General features: G+C 49.2%; 15 protein-coding genes. 8 read left to right on the top strand and 7 right to left on the bottom strand.

Going from position 1 to position 19,052, the window contains the following annotated elements:
* Positions 1-410 precede the first annotated feature (410 nt).
* Genes MKX40_RS28965 through cydC form a run of 4 tightly spaced genes read left to right on the top strand, consistent with a single transcriptional unit; the run spans position 411 to position 6,599 of the window.
* Positions 411-1,826, top strand: a complete 1,416-nt coding sequence (locus tag MKX40_RS28965) for a cytochrome ubiquinol oxidase subunit I (protein WP_339238538.1) — start codon at positions 411-413, stop codon at positions 1,824-1,826.
* Positions 1,771-2,826: a cytochrome d ubiquinol oxidase subunit II gene (gene cydB / locus MKX40_RS28960; protein WP_339238536.1), complete on the top strand. Its 1,056-nt coding sequence runs from the start codon at positions 1,771-1,773 to the stop codon at positions 2,824-2,826. Before MKX40_RS28965 ends, cydB begins: the two co-directional genes overlap by 56 nt.
* Before the next feature lies 1 nt (position 2,827).
* Positions 2,828-4,735, top strand: coding sequence for a thiol reductant ABC exporter subunit CydD (gene cydD, locus MKX40_RS28955; protein ID WP_339238534.1), 1,908 nt, complete (start codon positions 2,828-2,830; stop codon positions 4,733-4,735).
* A gap of 1 nt (position 4,736) precedes the next feature.
* Positions 4,737-6,599, top strand: a complete 1,863-nt coding sequence (gene cydC / locus MKX40_RS28950) for a thiol reductant ABC exporter subunit CydC (protein ID WP_339238532.1) — start codon at positions 4,737-4,739, stop codon at positions 6,597-6,599.
* A 104-nt stretch (positions 6,600-6,703) separates the two neighbouring features.
* Here the strand turns inward: cydC and MKX40_RS28945 are convergent, their stop codons facing one another.
* The 3 genes from MKX40_RS28945 to MKX40_RS28935 form a co-directional block, all read right to left on the bottom strand.
* Entirely contained in the window at positions 6,704-7,663 is a 960-nt protein-coding gene (locus MKX40_RS28945) for an MraY family glycosyltransferase (protein WP_339243236.1), read from the bottom strand.
* Positions 7,664-7,783: 120 nt separating this feature from the next.
* Positions 7,784-8,599 carry a hypothetical protein gene (locus MKX40_RS28940; RefSeq protein ID WP_339238530.1) on the bottom strand — a complete coding sequence of 272 codons (816 nt, stop codon included), beginning with the start codon at positions 8,597-8,599 and terminating at the stop codon, positions 7,784-7,786.
* A 72-nt stretch (positions 8,600-8,671) separates the two neighbouring features.
* Positions 8,672-8,968 (bottom strand): metalloregulator ArsR/SmtB family transcription factor, encoded by a 297-nt coding sequence (locus MKX40_RS28935; protein WP_339238528.1) that lies wholly within the window; start codon positions 8,966-8,968, stop codon positions 8,672-8,674.
* Positions 8,969-9,152: 184 nt separating this feature from the next.
* Between MKX40_RS28935 and MKX40_RS28930 the strand changes: the two genes are divergently transcribed.
* Positions 9,153-9,542, top strand: a complete 390-nt coding sequence (locus MKX40_RS28930) for a nuclear transport factor 2 family protein (RefSeq protein ID WP_237177210.1) — start codon at positions 9,153-9,155, stop codon at positions 9,540-9,542.
* Between the two features lie 791 nt (positions 9,543-10,333).
* Here MKX40_RS28930 and gntK read toward each other — a convergent pair.
* The 4 genes from gntK to MKX40_RS28910 form a co-directional block, all read right to left on the bottom strand.
* On the bottom strand, positions 10,334-11,884 hold the full coding sequence (gene gntK / locus MKX40_RS28925) for a gluconokinase (RefSeq protein WP_339238526.1): 1,551 nt from the start codon (positions 11,882-11,884) through the stop codon (positions 10,334-10,336).
* 291 nt (positions 11,885-12,175) lie between these two features.
* Entirely contained in the window at positions 12,176-13,003 is an 828-nt protein-coding gene (locus MKX40_RS28920) for a carbohydrate ABC transporter permease (RefSeq protein ID WP_036612996.1), read from the bottom strand.
* 20 nt (positions 13,004-13,023) lie between these two features.
* Entirely contained in the window at positions 13,024-13,890 is an 867-nt protein-coding gene (locus MKX40_RS28915) for a sugar ABC transporter permease (protein WP_339243235.1), read from the bottom strand.
* Between the two features lie 159 nt (positions 13,891-14,049).
* A complete protein-coding gene (locus MKX40_RS28910) occupies positions 14,050-15,285 on the bottom strand; it encodes an extracellular solute-binding protein (protein WP_339243233.1) in 1,236 nt (411 codons plus the stop codon).
* 360 nt (positions 15,286-15,645) lie between these two features.
* Here MKX40_RS28910 and MKX40_RS28905 point away from each other — a divergent pair, with 360 nt between their 5' ends.
* From MKX40_RS28905 to glpK, 3 genes are all read left to right on the top strand, one after another.
* Positions 15,646-16,413, top strand: coding sequence for a GTP cyclohydrolase II (locus tag MKX40_RS28905; protein ID WP_339238524.1), 768 nt, complete (start codon positions 15,646-15,648; stop codon positions 16,411-16,413).
* 195 nt (positions 16,414-16,608) lie between these two features.
* Positions 16,609-17,178, top strand: coding sequence for a glycerol-3-phosphate responsive antiterminator (locus tag MKX40_RS28900; RefSeq protein ID WP_339238522.1), 570 nt, complete (start codon positions 16,609-16,611; stop codon positions 17,176-17,178).
* A gap of 28 nt (positions 17,179-17,206) precedes the next feature.
* Positions 17,207-18,694 carry a glycerol kinase GlpK gene (gene glpK / locus MKX40_RS28895; protein WP_339238520.1) on the top strand — a complete coding sequence of 496 codons (1,488 nt, stop codon included), beginning with the start codon at positions 17,207-17,209 and terminating at the stop codon, positions 18,692-18,694.
* Positions 18,695-19,052: the final 358 nt, after the last annotated feature.

Raw genomic sequence — 19,052 nt, 5'->3', positions numbered from 1 at the left:
ATGCTTCCACTTCATATGTAAAGCCCTCACGGCACTTCGCATGATATGCCTGAGACTAACATATGGGCATTCCGTCCCAAACATGAGTATCTTCCATGAATAGATGAAGTAGGCAAGCCATTATAGAGCTTCCCTAAGCACCAATCCTCTAATTTCGGCGTCATTACACCTTCTGGATACTGTAAAAAAGATATTTGAATTCGCACTACAAAAGGCTGATTTTTATCTTTTGTGTGACCAGGATCACTTTTTTTTGCTCTAAACACGGAGATTGTGATAATTCTCACATGTATAAAATAGGGAATCTGGCACAATACGTTCATCAACGTATTTGGCGGACAGACAGCGAAGGTGCAGCTTCAATGCCAAATACGCATACTGCGAAGTGAACAGAAAGAAGGGGTAACGGTATGGATCCGATTATGTTATCGCGTATCCAATATGCACTTACAACGATTTTCCATTTCTTCTTTGTCCCGCTATCCATCGGTCTTGTGCTGTTGGTTGCAATCATGGAGACGTTGTACGTTGTTAAGGGGAAGGAAATCTACAAAACGATGGCCAAGTTCTGGGGCAAGCTGTTCCTGATTAACTTTGCCGTCGGGGTTGTCACAGGTATTCTGCAAGAATTCCAGTTCGGCATGAACTGGTCCGAGTACTCCCGGTTCGTGGGGGACGTGTTTGGTGCGCCACTGGCTGTTGAAGCGTTACTCGCGTTTTTCATGGAGTCTACATTTATTGGGCTGTGGATATTCGGATGGGATCGTTTGTCCAAAAAAGTGCATCTGGCCTGCATCTGGCTGGTGTTTGTCGGCACATTCCTGTCCGCGCTGTGGATTCTGGCAGCCAATTCATTTATGCAGCATCCCGTCGGGTTTGAGATCAACAACGGCCGAGCCGAGATGAATGATTTCCTGGCACTGATCACGAATGGTCAGCTTCTCGTTGAGTTCCCGCATACCATCTTTGGGGCATTGATGACAGGGGCCTTCGTTGTCACCGGGATCAGTGCTTACAAATTGATGAAGAAGCAGGATGTAGAGATCTTCCGCAAATCGTTTAATATTGCGATCATCATTGGACTCGTTTCTTCATTGGGTGTAGCGTTCTCCGGGCATTTCCAGGCGCAATATCTGGTGGAGACACAGCCGATGAAGATGGCAGCCAGTGAAGGCACATGGACGACAACGGAAGATCCGGCACCATGGACGGTAGTTGCTTTTATCGATCCAGACAAACAGGAGAATACCGGTGAGATCAAAATCCCTGGATTGCTCAGTTACCTGTCCTACAGCAAGTTCTCCGGCAGTGTCACAGGCATGAAGGAGCTTCAAGCCGAGTATGAGCAGACGTATGGACCGGGGAATTACATCCCGCCGGTACGAACAACGTTCTGGAGTTTCCGCATTATGATCGCAGCAGGTGGCTTAATGATTTTGTTATCCCTATATGGTACGTTTCTGGCCATGCGCAAGAAGCTGGAGATTGCAGGAAAGTGGTTCATGCGTCTGATGGTAATTGCTATTTCTCTGCCATTTATCGCTAATACATCTGGTTGGATCATGACCGAGGTTGGCAGGCAACCGTGGACGGTGTTTGGCTATATGACGACCGAAGCCGGTGTCTCACCGAACGTATCCGCAGGAATGATCCTGTTCTCTACCATTGCTTTTACCGCTGCGTATACGGTTCTCGGTATCGTGATGGTATACCTGTTCGTACGTGAGATCAAGGCAGGACCGTTTGCGGTCGAGAAGCCGGAAGATCACGATGAATCGGCCGATCCGTTCGGCGTGGATGGAGGTTATTCCGTTGTCACTAAGTGAGTTGTGGTTTTTGCTGATTGCCGTATTGTTTGTCGGTTTCTTCTTTTTGGAAGGTTTTGATTTTGGAGTGGGGATGTCTACAGGCATTATTGCCAAAACGGACCGTGAACGCCGGACCCTGATCAACTCGATTGGTCCCTTCTGGGATGGTAACGAAGTATGGCTGATTACAGCAGGGGGTGCCATGTTTGCTGCCTTCCCGCACTGGTATGCCACGATGTTCAGTGGCTTCTACCTGCCGCTTGTGGTCGTATTACTCGCCTTGATTGGTCGCGGGGTTGCCTTCGAATTCCGCAGTAAAATGAAACAGCAGCGTTGGCGCAAAACATGGGATATCATCATTGTGGTATCCAGCGCGCTCCTGCCTTTCCTGTTCGGCGTAGTCTTTGCCACGTTCATGAAGGGTCTGCCCATTGATGGGGAGATGCAGTTGCGCGCAGGATTCTTGGATATCGTTAATCCGTACACTGTAATTGGTGGTTTGAGCGTAACCCTGCTGTGTCTGGTTCATGGATTGCTGTTTGCCTCCCTACGAACAGTCGGGGAACTCAGAGAGCGTGCCTTGAATACAGCGCAAAAATTGATGCTGCCGCTAGCTGTACTGCTTGCCGTGTATGCGATATTGACGTATTTCATGACCGATGTGTTCGCCGTTCGTGGCTGGGCACTGTGGATCATGGTTGTACTTGGTGCAGTTTCACTTGCGCTTGCGGCATACTTCATTCGTCAGAAGCGTGAAGGTTGGGCTTTTGGTATGACAGGTGCTGTGATTGCGATTGCCTTTGCTTCGGTATTTATCGGACTGTTCCCAAGAGTGATGGTGAGTTCCTTTGGAGCGGCATATGACCTGACCGTATACAATGCGGCATCTGGTGCGTATTCCTTGAAAGTCATGACCATTGTAGCTTGTACACTGCTGCCATTTGTTCTTGGGTATCAGATCTGGAGTTATTATATCTTCCGCAAACGCCTGAACGAGCAGCACCACCTGGAGTACTGACATGGGACGGGGGCTGCTGAAGCTGCCGGGCATCCGGCCAGTACTTTCGCTGGCATCAGCGCTGGTACTCCTACAGGCGATGACGATCATTATGCAAGCCAAATGGTTGGCACAAGCCATCACGGCATTGTTTGAAGGTTCATCCGTAACGGAGCAGTACCCGGTACTGCTGCTGTTCCTGGCTGCTTTTGCCGCCCGATACGCTCTATCCTTCTGGTTACAACTCGTGACATCACGATATGCGGAGAGGACAGGGACTGATCTGCGCAGACAGATGGTGGAGCAGTGGTTCAGACTTGGGCCGCGTTATGCCAAGACCGAGGGCACAGGCCATCTGGTTACACTGGCACGTGAGGGCACCGCTCAATACAAGACGTATCTCGAACTGTTCATTCCTCGTATGCTGGGCATAGGATTCACACCCATCGTCATTTTGCTGTATGTGTTCAAGCTGGATATGATGTCCGGGGTTATTTTGATGCTGACACTCCCGATCCTGATCGTGTTCATGATTCTGATTGGCCTCGCAGCTCAGCGTAAGATAGACGGACAATTCAGATCCTACAAAGCGCTCGCTAACCATTTTGTCGATACCTTACGTGGGCTGGAGACGCTAAAAACATTGGGACAGAGCAAAACACATGAAGGCTCCATTCGGCGGGTCAGTCAGCGGTATCGGAAGGCGACGATGTCCACCCTTCGCATGGCTTTTCTTTCTTCATTTGCACTCGACTTCTTCACCATGCTGTCCGTTGCTTCCGTGGCGGTTAGTCTGGGATTACGTCTGACGGAAGGACATATGTTGCTCGGTCCTGCACTGACGGTACTGATTCTCGCACCCGAATATTTCCTGCCTGTACGTATGCTCGGCGCTGATTATCACGCCACATTGGACGGTAAGGAAGCCGGAGCGGCCATTAATCAGGTGATCGAACGGGGTAGAGCCGCTGAACAGAAACAGAAGGAAGTCTATGCTAATGTTGTTCCGCATGCGGTTACGGCAGAGGACGAAGCAGGATCTACACCATCATTAACTTCGGGTAAAAGGAAAGTCGGCATCTCGACCATACGTGTCGTGTTGAGTGACAACATGGCTGCGGTGCACCCTGATCTTGATCCCGATGCTATTCCTGAGTTGGATTCTTCCTTTTCCTCCAGATCCTCTTGGAATGAGAATAGTAGACTTGCACTTACGGATGTACAGGTACGGCATGAGGATGAAGGTCCATATTCGCTAAAGGATGTCACATTTCAGATCACAGGTCTCGGCAAAATCGGTATTATTGGCGCCAGCGGAGCAGGCAAGTCCACATTAATTGATGTATTGGCTGGTTTCCAGTTACCTACTTCGGGTCAAGTACTGGCTAACGGACAGCCGGTTACATCGGATATGCTCGAATCCTGGCGAAGACAGACGGCAGCGATCCCGCAGCATCCGTATATCTTTAGTGGAAGCCTGGCCGATAACGTTCGTTTCTACATGCCGGAGGCTTCGGATGCGGAGGTGGCCAAAGCAGTTAGCGCTGCCGGATTAACCAAGTTACGGTCCTCATTATCCGGTGGGCTGCATGAGCCTATTGGGGCTGGCGGCAGACAGCTCAGTGGTGGGCAGGAGCAACGGGTGGCATTGGCAAGAGCCCTGCTGAGCAAACGAAACATTCTGCTGCTCGATGAACCGACAGCACATCTGGATGTGGAAACAGAGTATGAACTGAAACAGACGATGCTGCCGCTGTTCGAAGGCAAACTTGTATTTTTGGCTACCCATCGTCTGCACTGGATGTCGCATATGGATCGGATTATTGTTATGGATGGCGGCACGGTGGCAGAGACAGGAACACATCAGGAACTGCTAGCAAGGCAAGGTGTATATTATCAGATGATTCAGGCCCAGATGGAGGCGATATAACATGAAGTCCGGATATGAACATATGGAGACCGTCCGTAACGGCAAAGAAAAAAATAGCTGGATTGCTCCGTATGTGGCACAGTACCGCTGGAGATTCATCGCAGTCATTGCGCTAGGCACTTGTGCTGCACTGTGTGCGGTACTGCTGCTGTTTACCTCCGGATTTTTGATCTCCAAGTCTGCGCTGCGTCCTGAAAATATTCTGATGGTATATGTCCCTATTGTTGGTGTACGTGCATTTGGGATATTCCGCGCTGTCTTTCGATATATCGAACGATTGGCAGGACATGATGCGGTACTGCGTGTGTTGGCCGATCAGCGGGTGAAGTTATATCGCATTCTGGAGCCGCAGGCGCTATTCCTGCATTCTCGTATGCAGACCGGAGATGTGCTCGGAGCACTCGCCGATGATGTGGAGCGGCTGCAGGATATCTATCTTCGTACCGTCTTTCCTGCTGTTACTGCGCTTGTGATGTACGGCGGGGCTGTGATTGCTTTTGGCAGTGTGGATCTGGGATTTGCGCTGTGGATGGGCCTGTATATGTTATTTCTCGTTGCTGCGCTACCTGCGATTTCCCTGAAAGTGACGTGGAAATGGCGTGTGCGGCTGAAAAAGGAAAACAGCAGGTTGTATACCCGTCTGACTGACGGTGTGCTTGGACTGGGAGACTGGCTTGCAAGTGGACGAGCAGCTGAATTTGTTCAGCAACAGGAAGAGGCGGAAGAACAGGTCGACACGGTTCGCCGCAAGTTGCGGCGATGGACACGCTGGCGTGATCTGATGGCCCAGTGTGTCATTGGCCTGATGGTCATATCCGTGACGTTATGGGCCGGAAATGCCGCTTCTATCGGACAATTGCCTGCTGTGATGATTGCTGCTTTTGTACTGGTATTATTTCCGCTTACGGAATCACTTCTGCCAGTAGGGGATGCTGTGGAGCACCTTCCACAGTACCGGGAATCACTGGACCGCTTGAAACAGCTGGAAGGGAAATCGGATCTTCCGGGGCAGACGGGAGTGGGTGATGTTGGCGGAACAGCCGACTCGGACAGACGAATTCGTCTGCGCATTCCGCCCAAACTAAGAGCAGACATCGAGATCAATCGTGTTAGTTACCGCTATGCACCGGATGATCCTTACGCTGTGCAGGATATCTCCCTTCATTTGCCGCAAGGCAAACGATTAGCTATCCTTGGGCGAAGCGGTGGCGGCAAGTCTACCTTGTTGAAGCTCATTCAGGGTGCCTTGCTTCCGTCTGCGGGGAACATTCTGATCAATAATGCACCTGTGCAGACGCTGGATGAGAGTGTGCCTGATGTCATCGCAGTGCTGAATCAGAGCCCACACCTGTTCGATACCACGGTAGCCAATAATTTACGGATTGGTCGTCCACATGCAACGGATGAGGAGATTCGTCAGGTGGCCGCTCAAGTCGGTTTATCCGGTCTGATCGAATCCTTGCCGCAGGGCTATGATACGCCGATGCTGGAGACGGGGCTGCGTTTCTCCGGTGGGGAAAGACAACGAATTGCACTTGCCCGGGTATTGCTCCGGGAGACACCTGTTGTGATATTCGATGAACCAACCGTGGGGCTTGATCCCGTGACGGAACGTGAACTGATGCGCACCATTCTGGACAGCTTGCAAGGAAAAACGATGATCTGGGTCACCCATCACCTGATTGGTGCGGAACAGATGGACGAACTTATTTTTATGGAAAATGGACAGATTGCCATGCAGGGTTCTCACGAACAACTGCTGGCCGGGGAAGAGCGATACCGCCGTCTCATTGAACTTGATCGGCCGGGATGGACAGGGCGGCAGCAACATGAACAACCGTTGCCGCCGGCGGCTTCGAGATAAGTGTGAGCCAGTGAGCGCGAATCAGATAAACATAACAAAGAGACGAGCCAAGAAATCTTGGACTCGTCTCTTTTTCAATGATATGACCGCGTTGTTGCGGATACTTACATCTCTACCAACATCAATATGATGGAGGAAAGACAGAGGCAGGTGCTGACGAGATACAGTACACCCACCACCTGATTTTGATTCAATCCGGCACGCAGCAGTCGATAATGGGCTTGACTCGCATCGGCCTGGTAGATTGCTTTACCTTGAATGAAGCGTTTGATCACGACAAAGATGTTATCGAAGATTGGTACACCGAGCGCCAAAATTGGAATGAAGATGGACAACATGGTCGCTTGTTTGAATGCACCATCCAGAGCGATAACCGCCAGAATGAAGCCGAGGAACGTAGCACCTGCATCACCCATGAACACTTTGGCAGGAGCTTTGTTGTACTTCAGATAACCGATAGTCACACCAACCAGAGTGATCGACATGAGTGCGGAGTCACTTTGTCCTTTGGCCAGGGCCACGATGAACAAGGTAATCGCCGAGATGGCCGATAATCCGCCAGCCAGTCCGTCCATGCCGTCCGAGAAGTTGATGACGGTTGTCACTCCGAAGATCCAGAGGATCGTGAGAATGAATTGCAGCCAGATCGGGAGCATGACATATTCCGCGTTGAAGGGATTCACGAATCCGGTGAACGCAATGCCCGAAGCAAATACGAGCACTGCCGCAGAGACTTGTACGAGCATCTTGGGCAGGGCAGGAAAATCTTTGCCTTTAGTTTTGTACCAGTCGTCGACGGTACCAATCGTTAGCAGAAGCATACCACCAGCGACCAGAGCCGCCGTTTCCCAAGTGATTTCTTTGGTCAGAGCAATGTATGTCAGGAAAAATCCAGTAAATATCGCGTAACTCGCCGTGAGCGGGATCGGTTGCCTGTGCAGCTTACGCTCCACATCCTCTCGAGGCTTGTCCACAAAATCGAGCCGGTGAGCCAGTCGACCAAGCGGCGGAATAAGCAGAACCACGACAGCAAAAGACACTATAAAAGCCAGTATGTATACCATAAACTCGCTTGTTTCACTCCCATCTACCCATTTCCCCTTATTATACGAGTTAAACAGGAAATCTGTCGATGTCATTATTGTAACCAGACGTACGAAAAAAGGTGAGCCAAAGTTCAGATTTTATCGCATTTGAGGAAGATAGGAGCCGAAATATTGTTTTACGGTTTCTGCATGATAGCCATCATCACCTTGCCAGGTTGCTGCAAAGATGAAATCACCGGAACCACCCTTGGCTTTCCTCGGTTTGTCCCCAGGAACCAGTATGCCAGCTGCCGCCCAGATTTCCAGCAGGGCATCCCGCTCCTGTTTGCTGGAAGGCAAGATATCTTTCCACTTTTTCTCAAGTGAGCGTGCACTGTCCTTGGGGTCTTCCGTCTGAGCTGCTTCAAGCAGCTTTACGAGGATAGCTTGGTCTTCAGGGGTTACTTCATAGCTTGTATCGTTGTCCTTACGCAGTAATTCCAAATCCATAAGGCAATAGAGAAGCCAGCCATGACGCACGCCGCCCCACTTGATCCGTTCAAAGTTCAGGACGTTTAAATCGACGTTGGAATATTCCTTGTCTGACTGCAAACGCAGGTAATTACAATCCCCGCAGGCACTGGTGTTAGGGTGAAGGGCAGGGCGTTCCCCATAGGTATGCAGAGGCATGTTCAAGGTTAAAGCCCAGCTGGATAATGCGCTGCGCAGGTAGACTTTTTTGGTGGACAGACTATGTAGAAAGGCCGAGATCACCCGTTCCTTGAACGAGTTATCCTGATGCATGTCGTATAGACGCTGGACAATCTCGTCATGCGTAATCGTGAGTGGGTCGAACATGACGCCTTTGCTTTTGGCATACTCAAATTCATCCCCGGAGAACGGGATAGAAGCTGTTTTCCAGCCGCCACCTCCCCAGAATGTGCTCAGCAGTATCTTTGCCGCTTTTTTGTCCATATAGTTAGCCTCCTTTATGGATATACCATCATGATAAATGTGGTTCTTCAATCGATCCCAGACCTGCCTACTTTAATGTGCGTATTCCTCGGTTGTATTCAGAATCATCTCGACGAGACCTGGAAAACGTGAGTTTAGTTCTTCCTTTCGCAGGGAATAAAAGTGCTGTTTACCTTCAATGCGTGGCTGGATCACGCCAGCTTCACGTAAAATTTTGATGTGATGGGACAATGTGGATTTGGAAATATGGTCTACTTCGAAGGCGGAACAGTTTTTCTCGCCAGAACTGGCCAGACAGTGTGCAATTTTCATGCGGATTGGATCACCGAGTGCATTGCAGACCGTAGTCAGTTTCAGTTCCGAAGCCATAGGTATCGTTGGAGTTCTCATATCTATGACGTTAGCATATTCGGCTTTTTCTTTCAATGTTTGAAAAATATCGAACTATCTCTTGCGGGTAGGATAGGAAGTGTGTTACATTTCTTTTCAGTTAGTTCGAAATTATTCGAACTGAAAGATTGGAAATCGGCTTTTTATTCTAGGAGGAATATATATGAGTACTACAAATACCACTACAATGTTGAACAACTACTTCCGTTTATTTGATGCTTCACGCACAGACGAGCGCGCCATGGAAGATCTGTTGTCCCTGTTTACACCGGACGCAGAAATTGTACTTAATGGTACCAGTCGCACAGGGTTCGATGGTTTTATGAAAGCTTTCTACGAGTACAATAAGGACGTAAAACATATGTGGGACGCGTGGGTGCAGCAGCCTGACGGCAGTTACCAAACCAACTGGGCGGTATGCGGACAAGCGGCAGACGGAACGGTATATGCCAAAGCAGGCATTGATATCGCGCGTGTGAATGATGCGGGGCAGATTGTGTATCTGGAGAATGTACAGGCCGATCAGAATGCATTCAGCAAGTATAATCAGTAAATAAAATCTAGCGATTTCAGTTTGATGAATGAAAATCCAGAAATTTGAATTACTAAAAAGATAGCCACACTTGAGGTCCACAGTTTTTCATGCTGTGGGCTTTTTTCTGTAGCGCTTTTAGTTAATTAGAAGGCACTGAGAACGAGGGTTTTATCACTCTGATCGCACAGTTTTTACAGGGAAATGGATGAACCAAAACACTGTACATGAAAATATGTACCTGAAAAACTGTGCATGAAAAAGACCGTCCCGCATGTCGTAAGCATGGTGAGACGGTCCTCATGAATGTGCATAAACGTACTCGTTAGAGTCAAATGTAATAGTCGAATGTTAATTTGAGCCGGATGTAGCGAAGGAGATGGTGATTCGCTGCGTGGTAGCGAGGGTCCGGCAATTCTAATGAACCTGAGACGAGCTATAGGAGGATATTTCGCAAAATCAAAATTCTAACGAATCACAGACACGTTAATGATCAACATATTAGGTTCTAGCGTAGTTTTGCGCCCATGTAAGCTGATATAAGGCGTCTCAGATTCGTTAGATTTTTAAAACACGCTAAAAGCTGCAAATAAGACGTCTACGATTCGTTAGCTGCTCCATGTTCAACGTTTTGAATCTCCAACGTGTAACATTGAGCCTTTTAACCCCGCTCTAAGCCTCAAACGCTCCAAATCTCCAATCCCAACCCCCAGACCTAACCCAATAACCAAACCCAATAACCAAACCCAATAACCAAACCCCAACCCTTAAAACTTAAACTGACCAGTTCTCCGGTCATCTTCCCGCATTGCCTATCCCTGCATCGTCTTGTTCTGAAAAGCAGCGATATCCGCATACTCTTCTTCGAATTTGCGGGAGATGCGGATGAAGATCGGCAGCAGTTCCCGGTAGACACGGACACTGTCCGGGTCCGGCTGGTGTCTGTGCGTTGATCCGATCATGCCGGAGACGGCGCTCAGGGAATCAATGCGGCCAAGGGCGTACAAGCCCAGTACGGCTGCGCCGAGACAGGAGCTTTCAATACTTTCGGGGATGATGACATCCTGATCGAAAATATCCGCCATCATCTGGCGCCACAACTCGGAGCGGGCGAAGCCGCCTGTAGCCTGAATCTTTTTCGGACGACCGATTTTTTCTTCAATTGCTAACATAACCGTGTACAGGTTGAACAATACACCTTCGAGCGCAGCGCGAATCATATGTTCTTTCTTATGATGCAGCGTCAGGCCAAAGAACGAACCGCGTGCATTGGGATTCCAGAGTGGAGCCCGCTCACCCGTCATGTACGGATGGAACAAGAGCCCTTCCGAACCCGGAGGCACATTTTCCGCAACACGAGTGAGCACTTCATACGGATCAATGCCAAGTCGTTTCGCGGTCTCTATCTCGGAAGCCGCAAACTCGTCCCGAATCCAGCGGAAAATAACACCGCCGTTGTTCACGGGTCCGCCAATCACCCATGCATCCTCTGTGAGTGCATAACAGAAGAAGCGTCCTTTCGGATCGGTCACCGGTTTATCCACGACGGTACGGATCGCTCCACTGGTACCAATGGTCACGGCCACAACGCCTGGATCGATGGCGTTAACGCCCAGATTGGAGAGCACGCCATCACTGGCCCCGATGACAAACGGTGTGGTGAACGCAATGCCCATCTCCTTGGCGTACTCCGGATGCAATCCATGTTTGAGCACATGGGTGGTCGGTACCAATCGGGATAGGTGTTCCGGCGTGATGCCCGCCACATGGAGTGCTTCTGCATCCCAGTCGAGTTTCTCCAGATTCATGAGTCCGGTGGCGGAGGCCATGGAGTGATCTATGACGTATTCAGAAAATAATTTATAGAACACATATTCTTTCATGGATATGAATTTGTGCGTCTGCTGGAACAGTTCCGGTTGATCCCGGGTGAGCCACATGATCTTGGTGAGTGGGGACATCGGATGAATCGGCGTCCCTGTTCTCAGATAGATTTCGTGACCATTCATCTCCGATTTGAGTACTTCAGTCCACTCGGCACTGCGATTATCTGCCCATGTCATGGCCCGCATCAGTGGTGTACCGTGTTGATCGACTGGCAGAATGCTGTGCATGGCTGAGCTGAACGAGACAAATAGGATCTCGTCCGGCTTAACTCCTGCTTTGGAGGTAGCCTGTTTGACCGATTCGATGACTGCTTTGAAAATATCTTCCGCATCCTGCTCTGCAATCGCAGGTGTGGGGGTGTGCAGCGGATAATCGGCACTGCCTTGAGCCACAATGGTTCCGTTCTGCTCGAACAAGACGGCCTTGGTGGAGGTTGTGCCGATATCTACGCCGATCATATAGGGTGAAGAAGCCATTTTGTCATCCCTCTTTCTTAAATATATAAGTGAAAGAATGCTGTCACACGTTAACACTTCGGGTACAGAAAGCCTTCCGATCGCCTAAATGCGAAGCATATGCTTTCGAAGTAGCTTTCCTCTGGAAAGCTTTTAATTCCATTTCTTCAGGCCCTTTCTGTCCCCTTCGCGCACGTGGCGCTAATCATCCAACTTATATGGCATCTGTTATTTCAACTATAGATAAGAATATCAGACTTGAGGGATGGATCAAAATTGGAACAGATTACGTCGATCTCGATTACACCAGCCTTAATCCTTCACCGCTCCTGCGGCAATATCCGAGATAAACTGGCGGCTGATGAACAGGAACATGACAATCAGCGGAATGACGGCAAGCAACGTACCTGCGATCACCATCGCGTAGTCGGTGTTATACAGCCCGTTTAATTGAGACAACGCAATCTGCAACGTGTATTTACGCTCATCCGTCAGGACGATCAAAGGCCACAGATAATCGTTCCATACGCCGATAAAGGTAAACGCACCGAGGAAAGCAAAGGCAGGTCGCAGAATCGGCAGCGCCACGTTCCAATAGAGCCGGAAGAAATTACAGCCGTCGATGCGTCCTGCATCGAGCAGATCATTCGGAATCGACTCCGTAGCATATTGGCGAATCCAGAAGATCCCGAAGGCATTGACCATGCCTGGAATAATAAGGGCTTTGAAGGAACCGACCCAGCCGAACGTGGCCATCAGCACGAAGGAGGGCACCAGTGACAGCTGGGAAGGTACCATCATGGTCGCGAGCAGCAAGATGAAAAGCCACTTTTTGCCGGGAAATTCAAACTTCGCAAACGCAAACCCCGCCAGTGAGTCAAAAAACAGTACCAGAATGGTCACGAGGCCCGACACAAACAACGTATTCAGAAAGGCGCCCCAAAAATCAATCTGCTGTAACACTCGCGTAATATTATTCCACAATTCGCCCCCGAACCAGAGCTGCGGTGGAAACTTGTAGATATCGGACGTTGTCCGGGTGGACATTACAATCAGCCAATAGAACGGGAACATGGATATGAGCATGCCCCCGATAAGACCGGTATACAACACCAGCGATTTGAGGTGTTTGGTCGCCATGTGCGCTCCCCCTTATCACATCAGGATGATTTGCCTTGAACAAGCTTCCAGTTCACAATCGAGAACAGGGCGATAATGAGGAACATACCCCAGCCAACAGCAGCGCCGTATCCGAAGTAATTGTTAATGAAGGATTCACGGTAGAGGTACAGTACAATCGTCATGCCTGCTGCACCCGCGCCACCATCATTGCCTACCAATACTTGCGGCTCGGTGAACAGCTGCATACCGCCGATGGTTGATGTAATGACTGTGAACAGGATGACTGGACGCAGCATCGGGATTGTGATCCGGAAAAAGGACTGTATCGCGGATGCCCCGTCAATCTTGGCTGCTTCGTATAACGTCTGGGGAATACTCTGTAGCCCGGCCAGATAGATAACGGCGTTATATCCGGTCCAGCGCCAGACCACCATGGAGGAGATCGCAACTTTGATGCCCCATGGTGCATTTAGCCACTCCACAACCGGTAGCCCGACCGATTGCAGCAGATAATTGAGAAAACCATAATTGTTGGCAAATAAGGCACCGAAGATAATGGCTACCGCCACAATGGACGTGACGTTTGGCAGGAAATAACCGACCCGAAATAATGTACGGAACTTCACAAATGGTGCATGCAGCAGAAAGGCAATAATCAATGCGAAGAAGAGCATCGGAATAGTCGAATAGATCCAGATCATGAATGTGTTGCCCACGGCTTGCCAGAATTCGGCATCGGTCAGCATGTATTTGAAATTGTTAAACCCGTTGTACGTCATGATCCCGATGCCATCCCATTTATGAAAAGCCAGATAGAGGGAGAACCCGATCGGGAATAGGCCAAATACGGCAAACAGAATATAAAAAGGCGATATCGCAACATAAAGTGCACGATGTTCCCACATTCTGGACCAGAGTGACTTCTGCCGATCCAGATCAGGTCTGGTATTGCTAGGATCGGGCGTAAGACGAGGTTCAGTTACAGCCATATGAATTCCTCCTTTGCGGATAACAAGACCACATAAAACCAGGACCAGTAATCAGGATAACGCTGTATTTTATACTCACCGCTGCAATTCCCGCTCAACGCGGTGTACCGTATCCGTCCAGACCTGCTGTGGATTGGCATTTTGCTTCGCGATATCATTCAGCCTTCGCGTAATAATGTTGTGTACAGAGGGGTATCTTTCACCAAAAAAAGCATCCGGTACTTGCTGTGCCGAGTCGGCAAATACAGGGCCGGTCGCCTGCCCACCGAAGAAGGGTTCCTTCTCTGTCATGGCAGAGTCGTCAAATACACCTGGTGCAGAAGGGAACAGGTTCAATGTCTGATATTGCTCCAACTGATTCTCGGGACTTTGCAGCCAGCGAACCAGTTCAAAGGCTTCCTGAGGATGTTCACTCGACTTCAGGATAGACAGGAATGATCCTCCGTTGTTGCCATCCCCTCCCGGAGCCCGAGCTACCCGCCACTTTCCGGATGTATCCGGTGCAGCTTCCTGAAGTACTTGCTTCATCCAGACAGCACCCACGAACGAGGCGACTTCACCGTTATTCATCGCTGCGTTCCAGCCCGGAGTCCAGCCATCTGCATTGGCAAGCAAGCCTTTCTCTTTAAAGGCAACGGCCGTATCCCAGCTCTTGCGCACAGTAGGGGAATCCATACCGATAAAGGACCCATCCGGGCGGAAATAACGTTCGGCAGCCTGTGATAAGACTTGATTGTAAACGGTTGCAATATTGTCGGTCAGAAATACCTTGCCTCCGAATTTTTCCTTGATCTTCTCTCCGGCAGCAGCATAAGCATCCCAGCTGTTGATCTGACGTGTAACGTCTTCAGGATCAGACGGCAATCCGGCTTCCTTGAATAGATCTTCCCGGTAGAAGAGGGCTGTCGGTCCCGTATCCATGGGGAAACCGATCATCTGTCCATTTGGCGTCACGCCTTGCTTCCACTTCCACGGCAGATATTGGTCTTCAATATCTCCTGCACCAAGATCATACAGATTATAGAAACGGTCCTCACTGGGGAATAGCTCCATGATCCAGTCGTTCAGTGCAACAATGTCTGGCTCACCTGAGCGTGCAGCGAGTGTTGTTTTGAGCTTTGCTTTGAAATCACCGCCGATTTTCTGAGCTGTCAGTTCGATATTGGGGAACTTTTCTTTAGCCCTGGCAATCAACTTATCATCAATGGAACGGTTCCAGTACCATAATGTAAGCGTTACCTTTTTGTTGTTCGCTGAATCGTCCTGTCCGGGCCAGATGGAGCATCCGCTTATGAGCAGGACGCAGACCATCAGTATGGCTGTCCAGCATGTTCTTTTCCGGCGGATCATGTGTATTACCCCCTCATCGTTAAGTTCGAGGCATGAAGTGCTTTGTACTACAACATTAGTGTATGAGCAGTTTATTAAGTCATACCCAATATTCCTGAAATGAAACACATATTTGTGTCCATTGCGTAACATAAATTGGGTAGTTACTTTAAAAATAAAAGTTACTTGACACAATATAATTTTTATTCTAAACTAACTTACATAAAGTAACTAATGATGATGAGAATAATATAGATACGTACTATATAACATCTGAGTGATCCATTTTCGCTCTGGATGCGAATCAATCAACAGACAGTGGCCTAAACAGGAGGAACGACAATGATCAATTCACATATTATTCAACTGCTTGCCCCCAAAATTCAGACTTTTCCGAGTGGAAAAGAGTTTATATACCTGGTGGGACCGATCAAGCTTCCGGTTAACCTGGATGGGGAGACCAAGACATTTCAGTGGTATAGCTGGATGAAATCGGACAAAGCGATGGAGAGCGGCGAGTTAATTGAATCTCTCGCTGCTACTGAACTGGCAGAGCGCCAACAATCCAGTGTTCTGGTATATGGTGACTTTGCCGAAGCGCAAGAAGCATTAATTCGGATGCACAGCATCTGTCATACAGGCGATATCTTTGGCAGCAAACGCTGTGATTGCGGTTTTCAGTTGGAGCAATCCATGAAGATGATCGCCGCTCACGGAGCAGGTGCCCTGTTCTATCTTGCGAACCATGAAGGCCGTGGTATCGGTCTGTTCAGCAAAGCGATGGCGTACATTTTGCAAGAAGAGGGTCTGGATACGGTAGATGCGAACTTGCAGCTTGGATTCACGGACGACGCTCGTAATTATGACGATGCGATTGCTGTGTTACGTGCGCTTCGTTCCGCACCCGTTACATTGATCACCAACAATCCACGGAAGCTGGCTGCCTTGCAGGAAGCGGGATTGAATGTTGGTGGACGTGTCCCACTGTGGGGCGATCGCTCTGCGTTCAACGAGAAATATCTGCAGACCAAAGTGAACCGTTCCGGTCACTTGGCAGAAAATGATGGCTGGGCTGGGGCAGATACGCTGCTTCCGCATGCACAGGCTTAATGATAATTCATTAAAGGGCACGATTAACTGGGAGCCGTTGTTGTACTCTCCATTAAGGAGAAATACAGCAACGGCTTTTTGGTGCGATCTTGATAGCCGGCAAGCAACCAGATTTCCTGATTTACGGAATGGCTTGCCGTTCTCACTGGACGGATTATACAATATAGGCATCTGATGAATGCGGGAGGAACGAAGGTGCCATTTGAGGGACAACGTATATTGCCAGCTGCGAAGAGCATGAAGCAGTTTGAAGCGATGATTGAAGGCCCTTATACCTATGGGGTGATGCTGGAAACCCATATTGCACAGCTTCAGAGTGTGATGGACGAGGCGAAGCGGTATGACAAGAAAATACTTTTGCATGCAGATCTGATACAGGGATTGAAGAATGATGAGTATGCGGCAGAGTATCTGTGTCAGCACATTCGTCCGGCAGGACTGATCTCTACACGTGCAAGTGTCATTCAGAAAGCGAAGCAGAAAGGGATTACAGCTATTCAGCGTATTTTTCTGCTGGACACCCACGCCCTGGAGAAAAGTTATCTGTTACTGGCCAAAACTCAACCGGATTATATTGAAGTATTACCTGGTGTCATTCCGCATATTATTGCGGAAGTGTCTGTGCGTACCGGTATCCCTATTATTGCAGGGGGATTGATTCGATCACCGGAAGAGGTTGAACTTGCGCTTGGTGTTGGAGCTACGGCGGTGACCACATCCAATGCAGATCTGATTCGACACTTTGAGAAATCGCTTACACCCTAAAAAGAACCCACAACAGGAGGTTATCTGTATGGAAAAGTATATATTGGCTCTGGATCAGGGAACGACAAGCTCCCGAGCTATTCTGTTTAATCGGGGCGGAGAGATCGTGCACATTGCACAGCAGGAATTCCCTCAGTATTTCCCCAAGCCGGGCTGGGTGGAGCAGAATGCCAACGAAATCTGGAGTTCCATTCTTGCCGTGATGGCTTCATGTCTGGCAGAGAGCGGCATCAAACCGGTCCAGATTGCGGGAATTGGAATTACCAATCAGCGGGAGACTGTGGTGGTATGGGACAAAGTAACAGGCAGACCGATCTATAATGCAGTGGTATGGCAGTCCAGACAGACTGCAGATATCTGTGAAGAATTGAAGATGCAAGGTCTGGGGGACCTTTTCCGCAGCAAAACAGGATTACTGATCGATCCCTATTTCTCGGGAACGAAGGTCAAATGGATCCTGGATCATGTCCCTGGCGCCCGGGAGCGGGCAGAGAAGGGGGAATTACTGTTTGGCACGATTGATAGCTGGCTGATCTGGAAACTAAGCGGGGGGACACATGTCACGGATATATCCAATGCCTCACGTACCCTGATGTACAACATCTATGATCTGCAATGGGATGACGAATTGTTGGAGATCCTCGACATTCCTAAGGCCATGCTGCCAGAAGTGCGAGGTTCATCCGAGGTATATGCACATACGACAGACTATCATTTCTTCGGTCATCGGGTTCCGATTGCTGGAGCGGCAGGAGATCAGCAGGCAGCGATGTTTGGTCAGGGATGTTACACCAAGGGCAGTATGAAAAATACATATGGTACCGGATGTTTCATGCTCATGAATACGGGAGAGAACCCGGTACAATCCGATCACGGACTGATTACAACCATAGCCTGGGGGATGAATGGCAAGGTTGAATATGCGCTTGAAGGCAGTATTTTTGTTGCTGGTTCAGCGGTTCAGTGGCTGCGTGACGGATTAAGGATGCTTCGATCATCCAAAGACAGTGAGGACTACGCCTCGCGCGTGCCTTCAACGGACGGCGTATATATGGTACCTGCTTTTGTGGGGCTGGGCAGTCCGTATTGGGATAGCGAGGTTAAGGGTGCGGTGTTTGGCCTGACCCGAGGCACGACGAAGGAACACTTCATCCGTGCTACGCTTGAAGCGTTGGCGTATCAGACCAAAGATGTACTGGAGGCCATGGAATCCGACTCGGGTATCTCCGTACATGCTTTGCGTGTGGATGGGGGAGCGGCAGCGAATGATTTTCTCATGCAATTCCAGAGTGATATTCTGGGCATTCCTGTCGAACGCCCAACGGTGAATGAAACGACGGCATTGGGTGCGGCTTATCTGGCAGGATTGGCGGTTGGGTATTGGACGAGTGCGGATGAATTGACCGATCATGAAAATACGGAGCGTGTCTTCCAGCCTGTTATGGCGGAGCATCAGCGGACAGAACTGTATGCAGGCTGGAAGCGAGCAGTGAAAGCGGCGATGGCTTTTAAATAAAAAGAAATAAAATATACCTCATTGTGGGTATTTGTACTTTTTAACTAAACATATGTTATAAATGATATTTACTGGTGGAAAATGATGCATGATTTACAGGGTTATTCTTCCTGGAGATGCCGAAACGTAAACCCACTATAAGGAAAAAATCAAGGTTAGTGGATTCATTTGAAATTCCATCCTTTGGCAGAACAGGTTTTTGAATATTTTTTGAATAATGTGTCATTTCAGGACTTCACGCCGTGAAAAATCTGTGATAGGATAAAGGCACAAGTTAAAAAATGATGTCTGGAGATCGGGAGGGACCACGTGCCGCTCAGCAATTGCTGAGCGAATGACGTGGTCCTTTTTTTGTTTT

It is taken from the genome of Paenibacillus sp. FSL R5-0517, assembly GCF_037974355.1.
GTDB lineage: Bacteria > Bacillota > Bacilli > Paenibacillales > Paenibacillaceae > Paenibacillus.
The sequence above is the reverse complement of the archived record's forward strand: the minus strand, read 5'-3'. Positions and strand labels throughout refer to the sequence as shown.